The 22,680-nt window shown below is 63.5% G+C and carries 15 protein-coding genes; 7 read left to right on the forward strand and 8 right to left on the reverse strand.

Features of this window, described 5'->3' with window-relative positions; translation table 11 throughout:
- Window positions 1–44: 44 nt before the first annotated feature.
- The 4 genes from ACVISU_RS26660 to ACVISU_RS26675 all read left to right on the forward strand — a co-directional run bounded on the left by ACVISU_RS26660 (window position 45) and on the right by ACVISU_RS26675 (window position 5,343).
- Window positions 45–872, forward strand: coding sequence for an EfeM/EfeO family lipoprotein (locus ACVISU_RS26660; RefSeq protein WP_456708842.1), 828 nt, complete (start codon window positions 45–47; stop codon window positions 870–872).
- Window positions 869–2,245 carry a cytochrome c peroxidase gene (locus tag ACVISU_RS26665; protein WP_456708843.1) on the forward strand — a complete coding sequence of 459 codons (1,377 nt, stop codon included), beginning with the start codon at window positions 869–871 and terminating at the stop codon, window positions 2,243–2,245. The genes ACVISU_RS26660 and ACVISU_RS26665 overlap by 4 nt, the downstream gene beginning before the upstream one ends.
- A gap of 238 nt (window positions 2,246–2,483) precedes the next feature.
- Complete coding sequence (locus ACVISU_RS26670) at window positions 2,484–4,541, forward strand: alkaline phosphatase family protein (RefSeq protein ID WP_456708844.1); 2,058 nt, start codon at window positions 2,484–2,486, stop codon at window positions 4,539–4,541.
- 310 nt (window positions 4,542–4,851) lie between these two features.
- Window positions 4,852–5,343, forward strand: a complete 492-nt coding sequence (locus ACVISU_RS26675; protein WP_456708845.1) for a hypothetical protein — start codon at window positions 4,852–4,854, stop codon at window positions 5,341–5,343.
- A 10-nt stretch (window positions 5,344–5,353) separates the two neighbouring features.
- Here the strand turns inward: ACVISU_RS26675 and ACVISU_RS26680 are convergent, their stop codons facing one another.
- On the reverse strand, window positions 5,354–6,784 hold the full coding sequence (locus tag ACVISU_RS26680) for a cytochrome c peroxidase (protein ID WP_456708846.1): 1,431 nt from the start codon (window positions 6,782–6,784) through the stop codon (window positions 5,354–5,356).
- A 305-nt stretch (window positions 6,785–7,089) separates the two neighbouring features.
- Here ACVISU_RS26680 and ACVISU_RS26685 point away from each other — a divergent pair, with 305 nt between their 5' ends.
- Entirely contained in the window at window positions 7,090–8,859 is a 1,770-nt protein-coding gene (locus ACVISU_RS26685; RefSeq protein ID WP_050403412.1) for an alkaline phosphatase family protein, read from the forward strand.
- 70 nt (window positions 8,860–8,929) lie between these two features.
- Here ACVISU_RS26685 and ACVISU_RS26690 read toward each other — a convergent pair whose 3' ends face one another.
- The gene (locus ACVISU_RS26690; RefSeq protein ID WP_456708847.1) at window positions 8,930–12,406 is read right to left on the reverse strand and encodes a DUF5801 repeats-in-toxin domain-containing protein; all 3,477 of its coding nucleotides are present in this window, start codon (window positions 12,404–12,406) and stop codon (window positions 8,930–8,932) included.
- Window positions 12,407–12,874: 468 nt separating this feature from the next.
- Between ACVISU_RS26690 and ACVISU_RS26695 the strand changes: the two genes are divergently transcribed.
- Window positions 12,875–13,531, forward strand: a complete 657-nt coding sequence (locus ACVISU_RS26695) for a FecR family protein (protein ID WP_244522080.1) — start codon at window positions 12,875–12,877, stop codon at window positions 13,529–13,531.
- Between the two features lie 73 nt (window positions 13,532–13,604).
- Window positions 13,605–14,471 (forward strand): tetratricopeptide repeat protein, encoded by an 867-nt coding sequence (locus ACVISU_RS26700; protein WP_456708848.1) that lies wholly within the window; start codon window positions 13,605–13,607, stop codon window positions 14,469–14,471.
- A gap of 50 nt (window positions 14,472–14,521) precedes the next feature.
- Here ACVISU_RS26700 and ACVISU_RS26705 read toward each other — a convergent pair whose 3' ends face one another.
- The 6 genes from ACVISU_RS26705 to ACVISU_RS26730 form a co-directional block, all read right to left on the reverse strand.
- Entirely contained in the window at window positions 14,522–15,388 is an 867-nt protein-coding gene (locus ACVISU_RS26705) for an efflux RND transporter periplasmic adaptor subunit (protein ID WP_050403416.1), read from the reverse strand.
- Window positions 15,385–15,591: a DUF1656 domain-containing protein gene (locus tag ACVISU_RS26710; RefSeq protein WP_050403417.1), complete on the reverse strand. Its 207-nt coding sequence runs from the start codon at window positions 15,589–15,591 to the stop codon at window positions 15,385–15,387. Before ACVISU_RS26710 ends, ACVISU_RS26705 begins: the two co-directional genes overlap by 4 nt.
- Window positions 15,588–17,639 (reverse strand): FUSC family protein, encoded by a 2,052-nt coding sequence (locus ACVISU_RS26715; protein ID WP_050403418.1) that lies wholly within the window; start codon window positions 17,637–17,639, stop codon window positions 15,588–15,590. Before ACVISU_RS26715 ends, ACVISU_RS26710 begins: the two co-directional genes overlap by 4 nt.
- Before the next feature lie 2 nt (window positions 17,640–17,641).
- Window positions 17,642–18,160, reverse strand: a complete 519-nt coding sequence (locus ACVISU_RS26720; RefSeq protein ID WP_456708849.1) for a MarR family winged helix-turn-helix transcriptional regulator — start codon at window positions 18,158–18,160, stop codon at window positions 17,642–17,644.
- Window positions 18,161–18,598: 438 nt separating this feature from the next.
- Entirely contained in the window at window positions 18,599–19,813 is a 1,215-nt protein-coding gene (locus ACVISU_RS26725; RefSeq protein WP_456708850.1) for a GNAT family N-acetyltransferase, read from the reverse strand.
- A 534-nt stretch (window positions 19,814–20,347) separates the two neighbouring features.
- The gene (locus ACVISU_RS26730) at window positions 20,348–22,642 is read right to left on the reverse strand and encodes a heavy metal translocating P-type ATPase (protein WP_456708851.1); all 2,295 of its coding nucleotides are present in this window, start codon (window positions 22,640–22,642) and stop codon (window positions 20,348–20,350) included.
- Window positions 22,643–22,680 lie beyond the last annotated feature (38 nt).

Raw genomic sequence — 22,680 nt, forward strand, 5'->3', positions numbered from 1 at the left:
CGCTGTCACAAATCCGCATAGGATACCGACAATAGTTCGCCCCGTTGCTCGCCGCGAGCCCCTCGCGGCAGACGAGTGGGTTGACTATGCACAAGATGCGAGTGGCGGCTTGCCTGGCTCTGCTGGCAGCGTCGGCAAACCTGCGCGCCGCGAATGCGGGCGCTCTCGAGGACGGTGCCGAGCGCTATCGGCCGTATTTGATCGAGGGCGTTGGCAGTGCGCTGGCGGGGGCGCGCGCTTTGCGCGAGCGCGCAGCCGCCGCGGATTTGCCCGGCGCCAGGAAGGCCTGGTTGTCGGCGCGCGCGGGCTGGGAACGCTCGGAGGTGTTCACCGCAGGCTTCGTCCCCGAACTCGATGCGCAGATCGACGCTTGGCCCAACGCCGACAGCGGGTTTCACGCCATCGAGGCCAAGCTGTTCGGAGCCGGTAGCACCGACGTCGCCACCGACGCGACGGGCCTGGTCGAGCACCTCGACGATCTGCACGGCAAGCTCAAGGACATCAAGCTGACGCCGCAGGGCCTTCTGGATGGCACGGTGCGGCTCGCCTACGAGGTCGGCGAAAGCAAAGCCGATGGCGGCGAGTCGCGCATCAGCGGCACCTCGCTGGACGATATGCGCAACAATATCGCGGGCATCGACTTCGCCTATCACACGATTTTCTCCGCCGCGCTCAACACGGTCGACGGCAAGCTCGACGAGATGGTGACGAACCGGATCGAGCGGCTCGAGGCGATCGTCGCCACGCCCGATCTGCCGCACGTCGATATCGCCGATCTGCGCCAGACCAGCGAGGAGCTGGTCGTCGCGCTGCAGAGCGCTTCGGCAAAGCTCGGGCTGCAGCGCCCGACGCTGGAGGCGCAGGCGCGATGAGATCGCTTCACTTGCGCCGGGCTGCGTTGCTCTCCGCGGCCATTGCCCTGGCGCTGCTCGGCCGCGTCGCGGCGTTTCCGGTCGACGGCGACAAGACGGTGCTGCCGGTTGCGACCGAGCTGAACGAGGATGCGCTCGACAAGCCGCGCGAGGTGTTCCAGTCGGAGCGGACCGGAGCCAAGTCGTATCTGGTGAATCTCGGCGACCTCGCCTTCAATTCGCCGGGGCTGCTCGGCGAGGTGGCGCGGCAGGCCGGCGTGAGCTGCGGCACCTGCCACGTCAACGGCGCGAACAACGCCAAATTCTTCATGCCGAAGATGTCGAGCCGGCCCGGGACGTTCGACACCACCGGGGCGCTGTTCAACCCGAAGGCCAATAACCTTTCGTTCGATCCGGTGCGGATTCCGAGCCTGCGCGGCGCACGCTATCTTGCGCCCTACGGCGCCGATGGCCGGTTCGCCTCGCTGCGCGACTTCGTCCACAACGTCATCACCAGCGAGTTCGCAGGTCCCGAGCCGTCGCCGGCGACGCTCGATGCGATCGTGGCCTATCTTCACGACATCGACTTCTTGCCCAATCCGAGCCTCGGTCCCGCCGGCCGGCTGGCCGGCAAGATCACCGACGCGGAGCGCCGCGGCGAAGCGCTGTTCACAAAACCGTTCCCACACGATCCGGCGCTGAGCTGCGCGGGATGCCACGTTCCATCGTCCGGCTTCGTCGATCACCAGCAGCATGACGTCGGCTCGGGCGGTCTGTTCAAGACGCCGACCCTGCGCAACGCCGACTTTAACGCACCGTATTTCCACGATGGCCGCTTCGACAATTTCAGCCAGGTCGTCGATTACTTCGACCGGACCTTTCAGCTCGGCCTCTCGGCGCAGGACAAGGGCGACCTCGTCGCCTATCTCACGGCGGTCGGCGACGGCGTGCAGCCGTATGAACGCGACGGCGCCGGCGCGACGCTGAAGGAGATCAACGATTTCTCGACGGTGCTGGCGACCGCGATTCCTGCCGGCGACAAGGACATCGTCGCGCTTGCCGTCGATACGATCGGCCGCGAGCTGCGCGAATTGACCGAGCAATATCCCGATCGCAAGAACACCAGCGTGTCGGGCGGCGAGCAGCAGCGCGTGCTGGCGCGCAACGGGCTGAAGGAGCTCGTGCTCACGCTGCGGCGGATAGAGATGGCCGTTGCAGCGGGCCGCAACGCCGATGCTGCGAACGAGTTCAGGAATTATCGCAACCTGATGGCGGCTGCGGTGCCTGCGTTGCTGGCGAGCGCCGAGCCGTGGTCGTTGTTCAATCAAGATGTGCATGATCAGCATTACGCTGCGCTTCGCGAGGTGATGCGCTCCAGGCACATCGCGCATTGATTGGGCTGAACTGTAGAGCATTCGCGATCCGCGCTGCTGCGTGGAGCGCTCCAACAATATTCGATCTTCAGTTGAAAAGACGAATCGTGGAGTTGCAGTGTGCAGCAGCAGATATCTCCACAGAGAATATTCGAACGTTTCGAAATTTCTCGCGCGCTTTCACGCAAGCGAAAACCATGCGTCATACTGTCGCACTAAGCAGGGTGCGTTGCTAACCGCAAACACCCTGAGGTCGACAATGAGTTTGAACTACAAAAAGCACTGGCGAACCAGCACCGCGCTCTGCATCGCGTCAACGGTGCTCGCCGCAACAGCCGCATATGCCGCCCACTATCCGGGCGGGCACAGTGACTGGGACAAGCGTCCGCATCACAATCACCAGGCGCATCAGGAAGCTGATCGCGTCAAGCATGACCACGATCATGACGACAAGGATCACGGCGGCAAGGGCAAGACCGCTTCGCCGATCAAGCACGTCATCATCCTGATCGGTGAGAACCGCGGCCTCGATCACACCTTCGGTATCTACAAGCCGAAGGGCAAGGGGCAGACCATCTCCAACCTGTTGTCGAAGGGCATCGTCAACGAGGATGGAACGCCGGGACCGAACTTCGCGCAAGCGCAGCAGTATTCGGTCGCAGGCCAGCCGTCGTTCTACATCGGCGCGCCTGTTATCGCGAAGTCGCCCTACAACGCGACCAATTTGATGCCGCAGCCGAACACCAACGGCACCCCGACCGCGCAGAGCGACACCTCGCCTCCGTTCAAGACGATCGCCGAGGCCAGCGTCGAGAAGGATATGGACCCGGCGGACCTCGACATCCTCACCACCGGCTTCAGCGGCCTGCCGACCGGTGTGCTGGATACACGCATTCCCGGCGCCGGCGGTCTGAACGGACCGTTCCAGCTGCAGGGCGAGCAGATCAGCGACGACGACTACACCGGCGACTCGACCCATCGCTTCTATCAGGATTGGCAGCAGGAAGATTGCAGCGCCGCCAACGCCACCAAGAAGAACAATTCGGGCTGCCTGAACGATTTGTTCCCGTTCGTGATGGCGACCTATTCGGCGTCCAACAAGAGCATGGCCAACTCGATGGGCTTCTACAATGTTCAGCAGGGTCAGGCTCCGATCCTGAAGATGCTCGCCGACCGCTTCACCCTCAGCGACAACTTCCACCAGTCGTTCCACGGTGGCACCGGCGCGAACCACTTCATGCTCGGCACCGGCGATGCGGCGTTCTGGAGCGACGGCAAGGGCAATCCGGTGACGCCGCCGGCCAACCTGATCGCCAACCCGAATCCGGTTGCGGGTTCGGTCAACCGCTACACCGTCGACGGCAATTGGAGCAATTGCTCGGACGTGTTCCAGCCCGGCGTGAAACCGATCGTCACCTACCTCAACAATCTGCCGTACGCGGCGGAGCCGAACTGCAAGCCCAACCACTACTACATGCTCAACAACGTCAATCCGGGCTACCTGCCGAACGGCGCGCTGTCCGGCGGCAACAACGTTCCGCCGTCGTCGGTTCGCACGATCGGCGATGCGCTGATCGAGAAGAACATCTCCTGGGCGTTCTATGGTGGTGCGTTCAACGACGCCGTGGCGCTTTCCAACGCCGCGGTAGCCGCCAATCCGTCGAACCCCAACCTCAGCGCCGCCGCGGTCGCCGATCCGGCGCACGCGCTCGGTGTTGCCTACTGCCAGATCTGCAATCCGTTCCAGTATGCGACCTCGATCATGGCCAATCCGGCCGTGCGTCAGGCTCACATGAAGGACACCGCGGATCTGATCACGGCGATCCAGCACAACACGCTGCCGGCGGTGTCGTTCGGCAAGCCGGACGGCCTGCTCGACGGTCATCCGCAGAGCTCGAAGGTTGATCTGTTCGAGGCCTATGTCCTGAACGTGCTCAACGCACTGGACAACAATCCGGAGCTGAAGGCCGACACTGCCGTCTTCATCACCTGGGACGAAGCCGGCGGCTATTGGGACTCCGGTTACACGCAGTCGATCGACTTCTTCGGCGACGGACCGCGCATCCCGACCCTGATCCTCTCGCCCTATTCGACGGGCGGCAAGATCAACCACAACTATGCCGACCACGTTTCGCTGCTGAAGTTCATTGAGCGCAACTGGGCTCTCGAGCCGCTCACGCACCGCAGCCGCGACAACCTGCCGAACCCGACCTACGCGAGGAACAACGAGTACGTCCCGACCAACAGCCCGGCGCTGTCCGACCTGTTCGACGCGTTCGACTTCAGCAAGCCGGTCAATTTGCCCTACACCGAGTGATCGAGCTCTCGTCCAGGACGAGGTCTTGATTTGAACCGAGATCAGCGCCGATCGAACCGATGGTTCGGTCGGCGCTGTCATGTTCTGCAAGCCATCTGATCGCCGGAAACATACGATGAAGCGCAATGAGAAGACGTGCTCGACAGGCCGGGGCGCGGCGGCCTTCCTGGTTGCCGCTGCGATCCTGGCCCATGCTCCGATGACGGCCGTGGCCCAGCAGTTCTCAGCCGACCTCGTTGCGCGTAAGGACGAAGCGACAACCATGGTGGGAACGCTGCGCGTCTCGCACCAGAAGGTCCGGATCGAAGCAATGGCGTTGCCGGACGGCTTCTTCCTGATCGATATGGTGAAGCCCGCGGCGGTTTTCGTCCGTCCCGGCGCACATGTCTTTATGGACGCACGGCAGTCCAGCCCGCTGACCCGGATGTTCGTTCCGGTCGATCCGGACGACCCGTGCCGGCAATGGCAGGCGATCGCGCAGCTGTCCGCGCCGGTCGATCTCGCGACATGGCACTGTCAACGCGACGGAGAGGGAGCAATCGGGGGGCGCAACACCGACGTCTATCGAATCGAAGCGCCGTCCGGTTTGAGCTTTACCGGCTGGGTCGACCGCGAGCATAGGTTTCCGGTCCAGATCAAAACTGCTGACGGGACGGTGATCGCGGCCGATCGCATCCGCGACGAGCCGCAGCCCGTGCAAACCTTCGAGGTTCCCGCAGGTTTGCGCAAGTTCGACCCGCAAGCGCTGATCCGCAGGATCCAGCAGAGCGATGTATGGGTCGAGCCGCCGGCCTCACAGTGAGCGCGTCGCGCTACTGTGACTGCCGGCTCGTCACCGGCAGCATCCGGCCAAGCGCCGTGTAGTGCGATTGATGCACGTTGCTGTTGAAGAGGGACCAGGGCTCGGCCTTTTTCAGGGCGACCGGAACGTCGAAATTCACCAGCTGGGCAAATTTGCGGTATTCCGCTATCGCTTCCTCGATCCGGCCGGCTCCGACCTCGAGGTCGATGCGGCGCAAGGTCAGAACGAGATCCTTCAGGATCGCCCGCGCGGCAAGCCGCTCGTCCTTGCCGCCGATCGAACTGTTCCGGATGTCGGGGATGTGCTCGGTCAGTTCGCGCAGTTCGGCGCCGACCCCGGTGACGGCCAGCGACACCACCGCGGTGTCGGCGGTCGGGATCGCGACCTCGAGCACGCTCGATAGCTCCTGCACTTCCTTCATCCGCAGCACGACGCCGTCCTTGTCGAACGGCCGTTCGCCGTCGCCGACCGCATTCAGGTAGGCCACGAGGTCCTGCGTGTCCTGGGTCGACAGTTCGAGGTCGAACACGCGATCGAAATGCTCGACGACCTGTTCGTAGCTGTCGTAGCGGCCGTCGTGGAAATACGGCGCATTGAAATTCGCGTTCAGCAAAGTGGGCGTTTTGACCAGTCCGCCCGATCCCACGTCGTGACGCACTTGGTCATTGAATGTTCCGGCGGGAACATGACAGCCGGCGCAGCTCAGCTCGGCCTGCTTCGGGAATGGCTTGAAGAACAGCGCCTCGCCGCGCCGTTCCTCGACGCTGGCCTGCGCGGCGAGCCGGCCGCCGGGCGCGATCTTCGGATTGGGGAGGAAGTCGATGTCGTTGATATAGGCGACCAGGCCGTCGAGCACTGCGTCGCTCGGCCGCGGCCCGGAAAACTCGTTGACGATGACATTATATACGAAGTCGCGCAGCGAGGTCATGCGCCCGTCATGTCCGTAAGGCGCGAGGAAGCGGGCGCCCCGCAGGCTCGGGATCCTGACCGGGTCGAGGATGCTGTTGAACGTCTTCGCGTTGAAGACAAGGCTGGTCGTGTCGAAGGTGCCGGGGCGGGAGGATAGGCCCGGAACGAACAGTTTCGGGTTCGATGCGCCGTTGACGTGACAGGTGCCGCAGCTCATCTCGGCCTGGCGGGCCTTGCCGCCCAGGATGGAAGGCGAATTGAACGCGAGATCGCCGAGATTGACCAGATAGGACTTGCGCCCGGCCATCGCTTCGGAATGAAAGATTTCGCGCGGCCGCGCCAGCGCATCCTCGGAAAATTCCGTGCCCGCCGGCAGCACGGTCTGGTCGCCGCCGAGCGGGAATGCGGTCGCGCGCAACGGCAGCAACGTGACGATGAGCGCGAGCAGCGCGGCCCGTGCCGTTGTGACGCCACGATCGGCCGATGCAGCACGACATTTTCCGGAGCCGGACGCCAGAATATCCCAAGCCATTGCGAGAAAACGCCCCCGTCACAATGTATTTGCGCTGCCGTACGCCGGAAGATGTCACGGAGGCGACAGTTTCCTGTCGGCAGGATCAATGACCATCTGTTTGGATAGACGACGGTTGATTGCGGTTTGATGACGATCGGTCAACGAGACGCGGCCGATCTGAATGTGACAGAACGAAAATTGATCGGGCGCATGCGCATCTTTCACGCGTTTGTGCGCGCGTCGAAAAACAGTCATCCCAGCGAAATGTGTTTTGCATAGCGTGTAACTCCATTTCTATTCCTTTCTAAAATCAGGAGAGCACTATGCGGCTTTGGGGAGCCATTCCGGCGCTCGCAGTTGTTGCTGGCGCCGTTGCCATCTCACCGGTGGCAAACGCCGAAAATCTGGTCGAAAAGATCATTGATGAGTTCAAGCACGAGGTCAGGGACGAGCTGCGTGATCTGCGTGACCGCGGCCACGAAGGTGTGCACCAGTACAAGCACATCGTCGTCATCTACCAGGAGAACCACAGCTTCGATAACCTCTACGGGCACTGGGGCGATGTCGGCCGCGACCGGATCAACGGCACCTCCGACGCCGATCAGGCGCATACGCTGCAGGTCCGGCAGGACAACCAGACCGTCTATGCCTGCCTGTTGCAGAATGACGTCAACCTGACCTCGCCGTCGCCGCAGCCGACGACCTGCACCGACAACACCGGCTCGGTCGCGATCCTCAGCGCCTTCAAGAACAAGCCGTTCGAGATCAACGACTTCATCCCGACCTCGGCGACCACCTGTCCGAAGCCGCTCGGCGCTTTCGCGGCGCATGGCTTCCTCAATGGCACCGGCTCGCCCGGCGGCTGCACCGAGGACATCGTGCATCGCTTCTACAGCGAGCAGTACCAGCTCAACGGTGGCCGGCAGAACCGCTACATGACCGGCAGCGACGCTGCAGGTCTCGTGATGGGTTATTACGACACCAAGAAGCTGCCGATCTACACCTATCTGCACAGCCACGGCGCGCCGAATTACGTCATCGCCGACAGTTTCTTCCAAGGCGCGTTCGGCGGTTCGTTCCTCAATCACCAGTTCCTGGTCGCGGCCGCGGCGCCGCAGTTCGTCGGTGCCTTGAACGACGGCAGCGCCAACGACTTCCACGCGATCGTCGATGCCAACGGCATGCCGACCAGCACGCCGCTCTATACGCCGCTGTCGACCGTGAAGGACGCGCAGCTGACAGCGAAGTGCAACCAGCCCGGTTTGCCGGCCGGCCTCGCCTGCGGCGACTACGCGGTCAACACCACGCAGCCGACCTATCAGCCCTATTCGCCGGGCACCCCGGACATCAAGCGCCTGCCGCCGCTGCACACGCCGAACATCGGCGATCGGCTGTCGGCCAAGCATGTCGACTGGGCCTGGTATTCGGGCGGCTGGTCGAACGCCAATGGCGATGTCGGCGCATCCGGCTGGACCAACGGCAACGGCACGACCTGCACCGATCCGAACCATGTCTCGACGGCGGTGTTCCCGAACTGCCCCGACGTGGACTTCCAGTACCACCATCAGGCGCTCAACTACTTCGCCAACTACGCGCCGGGAACGCAGGCCCGCAGGGATCACCTGAAGGACGAGGCAGAATTCATCCAGGCGGCCAAGAACGGCCGGCTGAAGCAGGTCAGCTTCGTCAAGCCGATCGGCGAGGAGAACGAGCATCCGGGCTACACCAGCGAATCCGAAGGCAGCCAGCACCTTGTCGATCTCGTCAAGGCGATCGTCGAAGGGCCGGATGGCAGGGACACGCTGATTGTCATCACCTATGACGAGTTCGGCGGACAGTGGGACCACGTTCCGCCCCCGCCGTTCAATCGCCATGGCGCCGAAGCCAAGGCTGCGGACCAGTGGGGCCCCGGCACCCGCGTTCCGGCGCTGCTGATCGCCAAGCGCTTCAACAAGTCGGGCGTCGCCCACGAGGACTTCGACACCACGTCGATCCTCCGGATGCTCGAAAAGCGCTTCGATCTGGAGCCGCTGGTGACGCGCCCGGTGCGCAGCCTCTCGGCGGCGCTGAAGGCCGGCGAAGGCTGGCACTGACGCATGAAACAATCCTGGCCCGCGCCGACATGCGACGCGGGCCAGGATCTTCATCAGGGCTCAGGGCCCGCTACAAGATCAGATCGTGTTGTACGTGAGTAACCTGGTCTGGCAGAATGCTGCCGGCCATCGCAACGCTTGTCGGGCTGGGTGCGAATGTCGGGGCAGACGTCCAGGTCTTGAGGTCCTGAATATCGACCGGAAGGATGGCCGTGGCTGCATTGCCGTCCTTGTCGATGGCGGACACGTCGAACAGCAGATCGGTGCCCGGGATGGTCGTTTTCTCGGTATAGGCGATGTTGTTGACCGTAAAGGTGGCGTTGCCGTCTGACGCATGATCGTAGTCGACCTCGACCTGATTGAACTCCTTTCCGACGTAGAGCGTGTAGGTCAACGTCGTATTGTCAGAGCTGTAGGTATTGATCAGCGAAGCATTCGAGGTTTCCTTCACCACGATCCCGGTGCAGCCATCGGGTGGCTTCGGAACGCAGATGCTGAAGTCGTGGACGTCGCAGCTGCCATCAAGGACCTTGAAGGTCACGCTCGCAGCTCCGCAACCCTGCCATTGATCGAGGGTCAGACCGACCTGCGACTGTTTGCCGGAGAACGCGAGGTTCAACTGCTCGTCTGGGTCCATCTGCAGCCCGCAATCGCCGACCGCAATGCCGCTGCTCGACGCCTTGACGTCGAGGGGATGGCCGCAGCTGTCAGAACCGGTGATAACGAGTTGTCCGTCCGCAGCGGTCAGTGACGGCTTCGCCTCGCCCGGGGCGCCGAAATCGGAGCCAGTCGCGGTGACGTCTTTCAGCAGATCGACGTTCTCGAGATTGAAGCAAAAGGTTCCGTGCGGATCGATCAGCAGCTTGAAATACGGATCGGTCAGGGTGCCGCCGCAATCCGCACGATCGGCGTCCAGCTCGACGCCGCCGCCCGCCTCGTGGGTCGAATAGTAGAAGGTGAAGTTGTCGCCATTTCCAGTGACGTGCACCGCGGTATTGCCGTCGGCCAAGTGCGACGCGGCCAGATCGAATCCGGTGTTGCCAACTGCACCATTATGGATGGCAACGAGCATGGCGGCGTCACCGTCAGCGCCGAAATTGACATCGTAAGTACCGGTCGCGAACTGATTGTCATGGTCGGCGACGCAAATCTTTGAAAAGTTGCAAATCGTCGGACTGTCGTCCGTGATCGTCAGTTGCTTGCCGAGATCGATGGACGCGCTCTGGACGTCGCCGTCCTTGTCGGTGATGGTGGCAACCAGGCCTACGACGCCGGTATTCAACGATACGCTGTCACTGTCGCCGGCCGGATGCATCGCTGCCCGATATTCGGTGAAGCTCACGCTCCCGGTAGCTGGATCGAGCGAGATGGTGAACGCCAGCGTGCCGTTCGTCGTGCCGACATGGCCTTCAATGGTGTTGCCGTTCAGGACCAGCACGTCGGCGCAGCCCGTGTGCGAATCGATCAGGCCGGACGCGGTGCCGTTGCCGCCGGCGATCGTCAGCGCGTAGCGGATGGTCGCGCCGTCCGCGCCTTGAACCGAGGTGAACGCGGTCGAGAAGTCGGCGGACGTCGTGGTAAAGGCCGCATCCGGCGCCGAGCCCGCGATGTGGTCGTCGAACTGCGTTGCGGTCAGATGCGCTTCGCTCAACGTCAGAGACGGAGTTGCGCCGCTCGTCTTGACGCTCGGACCGTCGTCCAAAATCGTCAGCTGCTTGCCGAGATCAACGCTCGCGCTCTTGAAGTCTCCGTCCCTGTCAGTGATCGTCGCCACCAGGCTTACGAGGCCGGCGTTCAACGCCACACCTTCGCCGCTGTCCGGGCTGGTGCCGAGCGACTGCTTCACCGCCCGATACTCGGTGAAGGTCACTCGTCCGGTGACCGGATCGAGCGCGATGGTGAACGCCAGCGTGCCGCTGCTCGTGCTGACATGGCCCTCGATGGTGTTGCCGTTCAGAACCAGCAGATCGGCCAGGCCGGTGTGCGAGTCGATCAGGCCCGACGGAGTGCCGTTGCCGCCGGTGATCGCCAACGCGTAGCTGGTCGTTGCACCGTCCGCGCCCTGGACCGCGTTGAATGCCGTCGAGAAGTCGGCCGAGGTCGTGGTCAGCGTTCCATCCGGCGCTGAGCCGGCGATGTTGTCGTCCAGCGGCGTTGCCGTCAGATGCTTCTCGCTTAGCGTCAGCGAGGGAGCCGTTCCGCTCGTGCTGATGCTCGGGTCGTCTTCGATGATGGTCAATTTGCTGCCGAGATCGAGGGTCACATCCTGCGACTGGCCGTCCTTTGTCACGGTTGCAATCAGGGTCACGACCCCGCTCGCCAGCGACACTATTTCGCTGTCGTCGGTGTTGGTGCCAGGCGGCCGTGTCGCCGCCCGGTACTCGGCAAAGGTCACGAACCCCGTCGCCGGATCAACCGTGATCGTGAATGCCAGCGTCCCACCGGGCGCGCCGACGCGGCCTTCGACGGTGTTGCCGTTCAAAACCAGCACGTCGGCCAGGCCAGTGTGCGAGTCGATCACTCCCGACGCAGCGCCGTTGCTGCCGGTGATCGTCAGGGCGTAGCTGACTGCTGCGCCCGCCGCGTCCTGTGCGCTGGCGAACTTCACCGAGAAGTCCCCCGACGTCGTGGTGAGAGCCCCGTTCGGCGAGGAGCCGGCGATGTTGTCGTCCAGCGCCGTCGCCGTCAGGTGCGTCGCGCTCAATGTCAGCGACGGCGCTGCTCCGAAGGTCAGCTTGAGCGGCGGCGGTGGTGGCGGCGGGTTGAAGATATCAATGAAAGCGAATTTGATAATTGGCACGGGCGCGAGCGGATCTGGCACCAGCGACGGCGAGTCAGGCTGGAAATTGATCGGCTGCAACAGCGGCGACTCTTCGAGAGCGGGCATTCCGGAGCCTCTCGCTCCCGTTCCCTTCTCGAGATTGGCAAGCGCCTCCTGCTGGGCGTCGCGCAGTTCCTCCATGTGGGCGGGGCTGTTGGTGACCTGGTTCACCCCGACCGACGACCCTTTGGGGCTCAGGATGACCGTCACGCCGGGATCGTCGACGACGATGTGTCTGGGGATCGCCTCCTTGGTCACCAGCTCGAACACTCCGTGGTGGAGGTCCTTGTAGTTGATCTTGTCGTCGTCCAGGATTGTGACGTTCGGCTCCGCAGCCCGCGCGTTCTCGAGGAGTGAGAGGGTCAGCGCCGCAAACGACAGCATGCCAAGGCCGCTCGCCCGAATGGTGCCGACAGGCGTGTCCGCCGCCAGGACGCCTGACCCTGCCAGCCGGCCGCCGATCATGCGCAAGATGCTTCTGGCCTTGGCGAATCTCACCGGGCGCAGGGGGCGACCTCGGTCTTCCAAGTCGCCCAATTCCAGCCGGGTGTCAGCCGGCAGGTCGAGCACCGTGCCATCGACCATGCGGATTGCGACCCGGCCGCCGGCTGCGATCTCGATGACGTCACCCTGGCAAACGGGATCACCGGGCCCGATTTGAATGGCAACGCCGCGTGCACGCGTGACCGTGCCACAGCCGGCCGCCGTTTGAACAACGCCAACCACTCGGGGCAGCTGGCCAAACCTGGCCAGGCACGCGTCCCCGAACGCTACGTCGGACGCGACTAACATTGGCTTTTCGCCTGCTAAACAGCTCAGGCAGAACGCGGCGCCGTATGTTTCTTGGTCTGGCTTGCACCCGCGACGAGGTGAAATGACCCCGCTTCGGTCGCCATAGGCTTGCCCGCGGAAACGTCCTGATTGAAATTAAATTCGTCGTCGAAATGGGATTCCAGTACCGCGGGGAGCTATCGCAAAACGACAGAACTGCTGTCCTTTATCGCGAGTGCAGCCCCACTGGATTTAATGTATATTTACCAAGTCGATTGTCCACCTATTAATTTTTAGTCGAACTGGTCCAGGCGTTTAGGCCTGTCTGCTGCAACTTGACACTCAAGGTCCTGCGGTCTCGGCCCGGCGGTCCACATCACCACCGCGCCGCGGCACGACAAGATCTTCTCGAGGGAGTGGATCGTGCGCATCGATTTTATTATTCAATTGCTCGCCGGCACCGTTTTCACGCTCGCAGCACTGACGTCCGTTCCGGTGCAGGCGCAAACCGGATCGGCCCAGCCCGCTGTTCAAGATTCCGCAGCAAAGTACATCGGGAAGGTCGTGACGGCCACCGGCTCGGTCACGATCGAACATGCGAGTGCGGCCGTCGTTCAGGCCGCGCTGTCGGATCAATTGCCTCAGGCGAAGGTCGGCGACCTCGTCTATATGGGCGACGTCGTGCAGACCGGAGCCGACGGCAGGGTCGCGATCAACTTCACCGATGGCACCTCGTTCAATCTGTCGAGCAACGCCAAGATGACCATGACCGAGTTCGTCTACGACCCGAACGGCAAGTCGAATTCGACCTTGTTCAAGCTGGCCAATGGAACGTTCACCTTCGTTGCCGGCAACGTCGCGAAGACCGGTGATATGAAGATCGACACGCCCGCCGCGACGATGGGAATTCGAGGCACCACGCCGCGCATCGAAATCTCCGACGATGGAACGGTCAGGTTCGCGACGCTCGTGGAAGAGGGCAAGAGCAAGCTTCTCAGAAAGCCCGCGACACGCGCGGCGCCGCAGCCCGAGCAGAACCCCAACCACAGGTTCAATCCGAATATCTGTCGAGGGTGCTAAGCGAGCAGGGCGTTGGCTTGAGCGGCCACTCATGGAAACGAGCGACGCTGCATCGTCAAAACCGGAGCCCGACATGAAGCCTCGTGCAGGTTCTGTGGGGGGCGGCGGCCTGCCGGTGCTGTGCATCCTGCTGTTGCTTGCAGCCCCGGCGGGCGCGCAGGACCCGAAGCAAAAGAGCAACTATCTGCGCAACATCGAGCTGTGCAGCGGCCTCGATCACGCGCCGGCCGATGCGCGCATCGGCGCCTGCACGGAATTGATCGATGCCGGACAGGACATGACGCCGGCTGGTCTTGCGATCGCCTACAACAACCGCGGCAACGCCTACGCCGCCAAGCAAGACTATGACCGCGCCATCGGGGATTTTGATCGATCCATCGAGCTTAATCCAACCTACACCAAGCCGTTCAACAACCGCGGCGTGGCCTACCTCAGGAAGCACGAATACGATCGCGCGACCGACGCGTTCGATCAGGCGATCCGGCTCAATCCGAACTACGGCGAAGCCTTCGCCAATCGCGCCGGTGCCTACCTGAAGAAAAATGACTATGCGCGCGCCGTGCAGGATTACGATCAGGCCATTCGCCTCGAGCCGAAACTCGACGGCGTGTGGAACGGGCGCTGCTGGAGCCGCGCCATCCTCGGCGCGCTGCAGGAGGCGCTGCAGGACTGCAACAAGGCGCTGCAAGCGGGGGAAGCCAATGCGGCGACCTACGATTCGCGCGGCCTGATCTATCTGAAGACCGGCGAGTTTGGCGCAGCGATCGACGACTATAGCGCCGCGCTTCGCATCGATCCGAAGCTCGCGAGCGCACTCTACGGCCGCGGGCTGGCGAAGCTGAAGCGAGGCGACAAGGCCGGCGGCAATGTCGACATCGCGGCGGCCAAGGCGATCCAGGGCAGCGTCGGCGACGATTTCACGCGCTACGGCGTGCAATAGCGAACGACAGTCTGGAGCTTTGGTTCTGCTTCAATCAGAACCGAAATGCTCTAGTTCATGATCTCGACCGTGGCCGAGCGGCCGGCGACCAGCGCGATGCGATCCGGCAGATGGTCGAGCGCGATGCGCACCGGGACGCGCTGTGCGAGCCGGACCCAGCTGAAAGTCGGATTGACGTTTGCGAGCAGGTTGGCACCGTCGGTGCGGTCGCGGTCCGCGATGCCGGCTGCAATGCTCTCGACATGTCCGGTGAGGCGGACCGGCTCGCCCATCAGGCGGACCTGCGCCTTGTCGCCGACCCGAATGCGCGCGAGCTTGGTTTCCTCGAAATAGCCCTCGACATGCAGCGTATCGGTGTCGACCAGCGCCATCACGCCCTTGCCCGCGGTGACGTAGGCGCCGGGCCGCAGGTCCATATTGGTGATGGTGCCGTTGACCGATGCATGCACCTCGCTGCGATCGAGGTTGAGCTGCGCGACCGCGCGATCGGCGACCGATTGGTCATAGGCGGCCTTGGCCTGAAGCTGCGTCGCCAGGACCTGCTCCTGCTTCTGCTGCGACACCGCATCGGTGGTCAGCGCGCTGTAGCGCTTGAGGTCGGACTCGGCCTGATCCAGCGTCGCGCGATGGCCGGCGACCGCAGCGTCGGCCTGTTGCAAGGCTAGGGCAAAGCGTGCGCGATCGATCCGGAACAGGATATCGCCGCGATGCACTTGCTGATTGTCCTTGACCAGCACGTCGGTGACGAAGCCGGAGACGTCGGGAGCGACCTGAACCACGTCGGCCCGGACCCTGCCGTCGCGCGTCCACGGCGACTCCATGTAGTAGATCCACAGCGCGCGGCCGACAGCAAGCGCGGCGACGAGCGCGATGGCGGTCAGCGCAACCCGGCCGAACCAGGCGAAATTCCCTTTCATGGCAGAAACTCCGAAACATAAACGACGACGCCGAGCAGGCATACGTACAGGGCGAAATTGAACAGCGCGCGATGCCAGACCAGCCGGTAGAGCCCGAAGCGCTGCATGATCCGGCTGATCCCCGCGCTCAGCGCATAGGCAACGATCAGCCACAGCAGCAGCGCCGGGACCAGGACGCCGTAGATGTCGAGCTCATATCTCATGCAGCAAAACTCTCCTCCGGCTGCGATCGATACGCAGCTGCGTGCGGAAACAGGCCGCGGCGGATGCCGACGAGGCCGAGCAACGCATCGTCCCGCGCGCGCTCATTGGGGTCCTTGACGACCGCGGTCACCGCCGCATCGATGCATGACAGCAGTTCGGCCGGCATGGCTCCGTCCGCATGGGCGCGAAACGCGGCCGCGAGGGCGTCCAGCATGTCGTCGATGGCGCGCACGGTCGATGCGACAAGGCCGTAACGGGCGCGCCTGAGGTCGATGATGTTGAGCCCGATGCGCAGCTGGACCAGGCTGTCGGCGTCGCGGCGGTCGCTCTCGGAGATGAAGGCGATGCGCTGCACCAGGAGCCCCAGCCGATGCAGCATCAGGCCCGCAAACTGCGCCCGGTCGCCGTGGCCGCGCCGCTCGGCCGCGACCGCGAGCGTCTGCCAGCCCGAGGTCATCAGCCGCTTGGCGACCCATTCGGCACCGACGCCGCGCGCGACCCGCGTTACGATCTCGGCGATGACGACGCCGAGGAAGAAGGCGACCGCCGTGTTGGCGAAGCCGGCGAAATCCGCGCTGTAGGTCGACTGCAGCGCCAGCAGCGTCGCTGTGTTGGCGGCGAGCGCCATGCCGATCGGCGCGGTTTTCGGCCGCGCGATCAGGAAGCCGTAGGTCAGGAAGGTCGGCGCCAGCGCGGCGATTAGGACCTCGACATGGGTGATGCCCGGCACCAGCGCGAACTGATAGATCGCGACGACGACGATCGCGACCAGCGAAAACAGGCCGAAGGCCCGGATGCTGCGCGCCGGCTCGTCCTGTGCGGCGAAGAAGGAGCAAGCGACCGCCGCCATCATCGGCGCCGACGCGCCATCCGGCCAGCCTGTCGCAATCCACAGGCCGCAGCAGATCAGGATGGCGATTGCCGCGCCCGCGGCCGACCACAGCGCCATGCCGTGGTCGCGATGACGGACCGGCGCCGCGCCGGATTCCGGGTGGAACGCCAGCGGGACGCCGGAGATATCCTTGCCCGCAGCAATCGCATCGCCGACTGCGCGGCAGTCGGCCGAGATGTCGACAAGCTCGCGCAGCCGGAGCAGCAGGCTGATCGTGATGATACGCTCCCGCGGAGCGAGGCCGTCGAGGGCAGATTGCCGCTCGGCGATCGCAGCGCGGATCTGGTCGCCGGATTGCCGCTGGCGTTCGTCGTCCACGATCCATGCGGCGAGATCGGCGAGCAGGTGCCGCAGCTCCGGCTGCCTTTGCAGCGTCGCTTCGCCGAGTGCGGCGAGCCGGTCTTCGATCGACGTGATGATCGGCAACAGCATCAGCATGCGCAGCCGGATCTCGGCGAGGCCGCGCACGGTGCCGATTTCGGCCAGCCGGTCATAGGCGACATGGGTTGCCAGCGTATCGATTTCGACGATATCGGTCGCAAGGCGAAGGCGCTGGGCCCGGCGCGTCTCGCTGGTCCCGTGATCAAGCAGCACGTCGCGGGACAGCCGTCGCGCATCCGACAGCCAGCTCCTGACGCGTTCGCCGACCGCTGGCGCGACGCTGCGCGGAAATACCACCGTCGACACCAGGCTGGCACAGATGATGCCGAGCGAGATCTCCTCGACCCGCGCCAGCGCGACATCGAAGATGCTGCCCGGGTCGGCCACCGACGGAAAGCCGATCAGCGCGACAGTGTATCCGCCGAGCATGAAGACATAGCTGCGCGGCGTGCCGTCGAGCAGCGACAGATAAAGGCATAATCCAACCCAGAGCGCGATCGCGAGGCAAAGCAGCTCCGGCGCATTGATCAGGTTCGGCACCAGCGCGACCGTCATGGTCGCGCCGACCAGGGTGCCGATCACGCGGAAGAACGCCTTTGAGCTGGTCGCGCCGGCCAGCGGCTGCGACGTGATATAGACCGTCGCCATCGCCCAATAGGGCCGCGGCAGATCGATCGCCAATGCGATGACGAGCGCCAGCATCGACGCGGCGAACGTCTTCAACGCGAAGATGATGTCCGCGTGGCGGACCAGGAACGGCTCTTCCGCGCGCATGACTATTTCGCCTCTTGAGCGGCCTTATCTGAAGCTGTCTTATCTGAAGCGGTCTTGGCTGCAGGGCTCTTGGCGTTCTGCAGGCGGCTCGCCCGCGCATCGATGCGCTGCAGCGTCTCGAAGGTTATCGCAAGTTCCTCGCTGCCGATATCCTTGAGCACGCTGGCCCGCACGCGGCGCAGCACCCGGTTCGTCTGCTCGACCTTGGCTTCGCCGGCCGCGGTGAGATGCAGCGTCTTGGCGCGCCGATCGGTCGGGTCCCCGCGTCGCTCGACCAGGCCTTCGGATTGCAGCAGGTCGATCAGCCGCACCAGCGAAGGCCCCTCGATCCCCAGTTCGTCGGCGAGCACGCCCTGTCGGACGTTCTCCCCCTGCCGCGACAGCACCAGCAGCGGTATCGCCGTCGCGTAGGACAGGCCGTGATCGGACAGCGCCTGATCCGACTCGCGACGCCAGATCCGCGCGAGCCTGGTGATCAGGCGGCCGATCTCGGCGTGGATATGGGATTGCGAAGGAGGCATGCAAATTAGATAGGATACAAACTATTAGGCTGCAATAATATTGCCGCGGACATGGCTGCGGATCACGCAAATGCGATCACGCGGCAGGGGCGTCGGTATGGGGATGGGCATCTACCCGATGCGGGTGGATGACGGAGTGGGCCCCAACCCCTACTGTGCATGGGGTTGTTTTCGATATTTTTGTCCAGCCGGCCGGCTGGAGGGGGCCGCAGGCGTCGCCGGCGCCGGCGACGCCTGCTGCACGGTCGCGTTTCGCGAGACAGAGATCGCGCGGGATGGCCGCCGCTCGCGGGCCGGCTCATGCCAGTCCGCGTCTATCGCATCAGAAGTGCACGTCAGCGTTCCCGGACGCGAAGAGGGCGACGCGGCTCTCGCCAAGCAGTCGACTTAGCCGCAAACTGCGGTTGCTGCCACACGATCGCCGCGCGCTGTCCGATTTCAGCCGAAGTCGTGCATCAACCGGCTCCAGTCCTCGCCGGCAAGGCCGCCGACATAGATATCGCCGCGCACGACGGCGTCGTTCACCTCCGCAACGCGCGTCAACGCCATGGCGAAGGCGCGGTGCCGGAACACGAGCCGGCGCTGCAGTCCTAGCCCTGCCATCAGGGCGGGTTGCGCACGGCCGCGGGCTCTGGCATGGCCGGTGCGCTCGAGGTGGCGGAACATCGCACAGAGCACGCCGACCTCCTGGTCCGGAAGCGACAGGATGTTCAGAACATGCGCGGTCCGCCCCGGGGCCGCATAGTAGACAAAGCATCCGATCACCGCTCCGGACCGGTCTTCGACCGCGCGGATCGTGAATGCGCCGAGCCTGGTGTTCTGCGCAGCCAGGCCGACCAGCCAGCCGAGCTCGTCTTCCGACCACAGCGGCCGGACGGCGTAGTGGGCAATGAACCGGGGTGCCTGCACGAGGAAGTCCGGGACCGACATCTCCTGCACCTTCAGTTCGCTGCCTCCCTCGATCCCTTCATCACTGCGCAGGCGACTGAGGAGAGCATCAACGGGACGCGCGAGCGTTGCCAGAGCCGGATCGAGTCGGCGCATGAAGCGCGGCAAACGGCGTTCGACGAGTGCTCCGAACGGACGGAACGTGCGCACCCATTCCAGGTTCTGCAGCGGAATCGTCTTTCCGCCGATGGCGAGCAGCGACCTGGCGCTGGTCGGCGATGCACTGTCACAGAATGAAAGACTCGCTCGTTTTGGTCGCAGACCAAGATTGAGCTGCGCCGCACCCGCCGAGTCCCCGTTGGTCATGAAAACGCCGAGCAACCGTCCCGGGATGACATTGCCGCAGGCGATGAAGCGCATCGGGACGGAGAGCAGCGCGCTCGAGATGTGGCCGTCCTGCTGCTGGTAGATTTGCGTCCCTGTCGCTGCGCTGTAGGACGGTGAACCGAGGGTCAATGCGCGGAAATAATCCTTGAGATCGGCACCCGCGGGCTTGTCGATATTCCTGAAGACCTTGAGGAACAGCCGCGCGACCGCGGGAACGTCAGCCGTCGTCATCGGCCTGGCGCTGCCCTTGCGTGACATTGGCGCGGGCGCCTGGACCACTACGGGATCGGACTGCTCACGCGGCAGGTCCGGCGCGATCGACAGGTCGTCAGGCGGATCGATAACCCTGACAGCCGTATGGGACATGGAGCTCAGCATGCGCTTCTCGCCACTTCGTCTCTTGCCCAAATGCGGCAGCGTCGTCGGACGATAGGATCAAATGAATGTCGAGAACTTCGGGTCGATCGACATCACGCAAGCAAGAAATCTGGTGCTGCTCGGTCTGGGCGCGCGTCCGTGCGTCAACTCTCCGGCGTCATTTGTGAGCCGTCAAGAAATTCAACCTGTGGAGGTTAACGCGACGCGCTCGCTAACCTTAACGCACCGCAGATGCACGGAGAAGTGTGCCGACTGCCAACCCCTTGCCACCCGGTTGCGGAGAGCCGGCAGCACTCCGGGCGATCTGCGGCTATTGAGCCGCCGGAGGATGCATGATTATCGAAACGGACCTCGGGCGGATGATCATGTTCCAAGAGCTCGACCAGTTGCTGCCGGGGAAGGCGGTCGGCGAGAACGTCACGAATACTCAGTCACGTTGAGACGCCAGCCACCCGGTAAAATACCGATAGCTAACCCCGTCTTGTAGGCGTCGATGCGAGCATGGGCTATCTCCAATCCTGCCGCTGCTCACACCTATGCCCCGATTGCATATTCATAGATATCTTCCTCCTGGGCGTTATGGATGCGCACGAGTGCCTCAATCGATTCGATGACCCGCTGTGCGTCCCTGATCAGGTAGGGATCAATATCCTCGGGCCTCAGCCCATCAGCGAGCCGTCTCAGGAGGCGCGACAGATGGATGATCTCGCGATGTGCGCGGCTCATTGCCCCAAGCCCATGACGGTCCGCCAGGTATCTTGCGACGCGGGGGTAGACGCGGCTTTCGTCGTCCCGCTCATGGGTCACGATCTTATTCGTAATCCGATCTGCTTCCGAAATCATGGCGACCGCGCCGGAACCTTCAGCGTGATCCAGTGCGTCTGCGACCTCCCTCAAGCGATTGAGCGTTGGCTCCAACTGCTCGTGATCCGCTTGAAGCGAACTGGCCGCAGCGATAGGCATAGTCGGGCGACCGTTCGCGTGGCCGGGACTCAATGCACGCAAGGCGTTGAGGATAACGGCCACATCAATCACTTCCTGGGTCAGAGCTCCGGCGACCGGAGGCAACCATCCGACTGCGGCGAAGGCCATTGCGATGGCGGACAACATCATTCCCGAAATGATGCTCTGCAAGGCTATCGAGCGGGTCCGCTTCGCAATGCCGATCGCGTCGGAGACGCGATCGAGACGATCGACAAGGATGACGACATCAGCCGCTTCCGAGGACGCGCTCGCACCTCGCGCGCCAAGCGCAACGCCCACGTTCGCGGCCGCCAATGCGGGCGCGTCGTTGATGCCGTCCCCGACCATAACCGTAACGTTCCGGCGCTGTTCGGTGGCGACGGCATCGACCTTATCAGCCGGCTCACGGTCCGAAAGGACTGCGTCAAGATCAAGCGCGGCGCCGATCGTCTCCGCTGCCTCCGCCCGGTCACCGGTCACCATCACGATACGTGAAACTCCGGCCGTTCGCAGAGCCTGAACCGCGCGGGGCGTTTCGCGCCGAAGCTCGTCACCCAGCAACAGAGCGCCAATCGTGCGTCCATCCACAGCGACGAACGCGCTTAATGCCGAACGCCACGCGGCACGCCTGAGGGTGCGAACCACCCACGGTTCGGGCTTTTGAGATCCATTGACCAACTGGTGCGAGCCGACCCGAATCGTTCTCCCATCGATTACGCCCTCGAGGCCTGCTCCCACGGTTTCGCGCACGTGTGACGCAGCAGTCAGCTTGAGGCCCTTCGCAGTCGCCGCCTGAACGATTGCCACCGCAACGATGTGATGTGAAACCTGCTCAAGCGACGCCGCCAGCCGAAGCACCTCGTCCGCTTGATGGTTCGGAGCGACTTCGATTGCAACAAGACGGGCACCACCAACGGTCAGAGTGCCAGTCTTGTCGAACATCACCGTATGAGTTTCCGCGAGCGCTTCGAGGGGACTGCTTCCTTTGACCAGAATCCCGCGCTTGGCAGCCCGTGCAACCCCCGATATGAATGCGACCGGGGCCGCTAGAATAAGTGGACACGGCGTCGCAGCAACCAACACTGCAAGCCCACGGATGGGATCGCCAGAGAAAAGCCAAGCGCCGCCGGCGAGCAGCAGGGTGATCGGCAACAGCAAAAGTGCATAGCGATCCGCCAGGCGGAGAAAGGGCGATTTTGCCGTTTGCGCCGCACTCACCATCCTCAATATGCCCGCATAGGTGCTCTCACCGGCGGTCGCAGACGCACGGATTTCGAATGGCCCGCCTGCGTTAAGCGAGCCGCTACGCGCTGGCTCGCCTGCCTGCCGAGACACGGGTATGGGCTCGCCGCTCAGCGCCGATTCATCGATGGTCGCCGCCGGGCTGGTGATGACACCGTCGACCGGAATGACCTCGCCGGAGCGCACCAGGATGATGTCGCCGATAGCAACTTGCTCGATGGGTGTGTCAGTGATGGTCGATCCAGCCCGCCGATGAGCAATTCTCGGTGCACGGTCGATCAGCGACCGGAGGTCGCGTTGAGCTCGGGCAACGGCAATGTCTTCGAGCACATTGCCGCCCGCATACATGATGGCAATGACGATCCCGGCGAGAGCCTCGCCGAGAAGAAGCGCGCCGGACATTGAGACGAATGCGATTGAATCGACGCCCATGCGACCGACCGAGAGGTCACGCACCATGGCAACAAACAAACCGGTAATGACAGGGATGGTGCCGCTTACCCAACACCACTTCGCCAGCTCGGGTCTGTGGGCGCCCCACGCCAAGAGTCCGGAAACGAGCCCCGCGATCGCGACCGCGATGAGCGTTCGGCGGAAAACACGTTCAGACCACACCAAGCACATCCGAGCCGCTCTAAAGCCAATTACATTATTGTCTCAAG

The sequence above is a fragment of the Bradyrhizobium sp. USDA 4452 genome, from assembly GCF_054063575.1.

Excerpts from the sequence above, each read along its gene's own strand:
- ACVISU_RS26700 (WP_456708848.1), top strand. The coding sequence starts at position 13,605 with ATGAAGCCTCGTGCAGGTTCTGTGGGGGGCGGCGGCCTGCCGGTGCTG.
- ACVISU_RS26710 (WP_050403417.1), bottom strand. The coding sequence starts at position 15,591 with ATGAGATATGAGCTCGACATCTACGGCGTCCTGGTCCCGGCGCTGCTG.
- ACVISU_RS26705 (WP_050403416.1), bottom strand. The coding sequence starts at position 15,388 with ATGAAAGGGAATTTCGCCTGGTTCGGCCGGGTTGCGCTGACCGCCATC.
- ACVISU_RS26720 (WP_456708849.1), bottom strand. The coding sequence starts at position 18,160 with ATGCCTCCTTCGCAATCCCATATCCACGCCGAGATCGGCCGCCTGATC.
- ACVISU_RS26665 (WP_456708843.1), top strand. The coding sequence starts at position 869 with ATGAGATCGCTTCACTTGCGCCGGGCTGCGTTGCTCTCCGCGGCCATT.
- ACVISU_RS26715 (WP_050403418.1), bottom strand. The coding sequence starts at position 17,639 with ATGCGCGCGGAAGAGCCGTTCCTGGTCCGCCACGCGGACATCATCTTC.
- ACVISU_RS26685 (WP_050403412.1), top strand. The coding sequence starts at position 7,090 with ATGCGGCTTTGGGGAGCCATTCCGGCGCTCGCAGTTGTTGCTGGCGCC.
- ACVISU_RS26725 (WP_456708850.1), bottom strand. The coding sequence starts at position 19,813 with ATGCTGAGCTCCATGTCCCATACGGCTGTCAGGGTTATCGATCCGCCT.
- ACVISU_RS26670 (WP_456708844.1), top strand. The coding sequence starts at position 2,484 with ATGAGTTTGAACTACAAAAAGCACTGGCGAACCAGCACCGCGCTCTGC.
- ACVISU_RS26680 (WP_456708846.1), bottom strand. The coding sequence starts at position 6,784 with ATGGCTTGGGATATTCTGGCGTCCGGCTCCGGAAAATGTCGTGCTGCA.
- ACVISU_RS26675 (WP_456708845.1), top strand. The coding sequence starts at position 4,852 with ATGGCGTTGCCGGACGGCTTCTTCCTGATCGATATGGTGAAGCCCGCG.
- ACVISU_RS26730 (WP_456708851.1), bottom strand. The coding sequence starts at position 22,642 with ATGTGCTTGGTGTGGTCTGAACGTGTTTTCCGCCGAACGCTCATCGCG.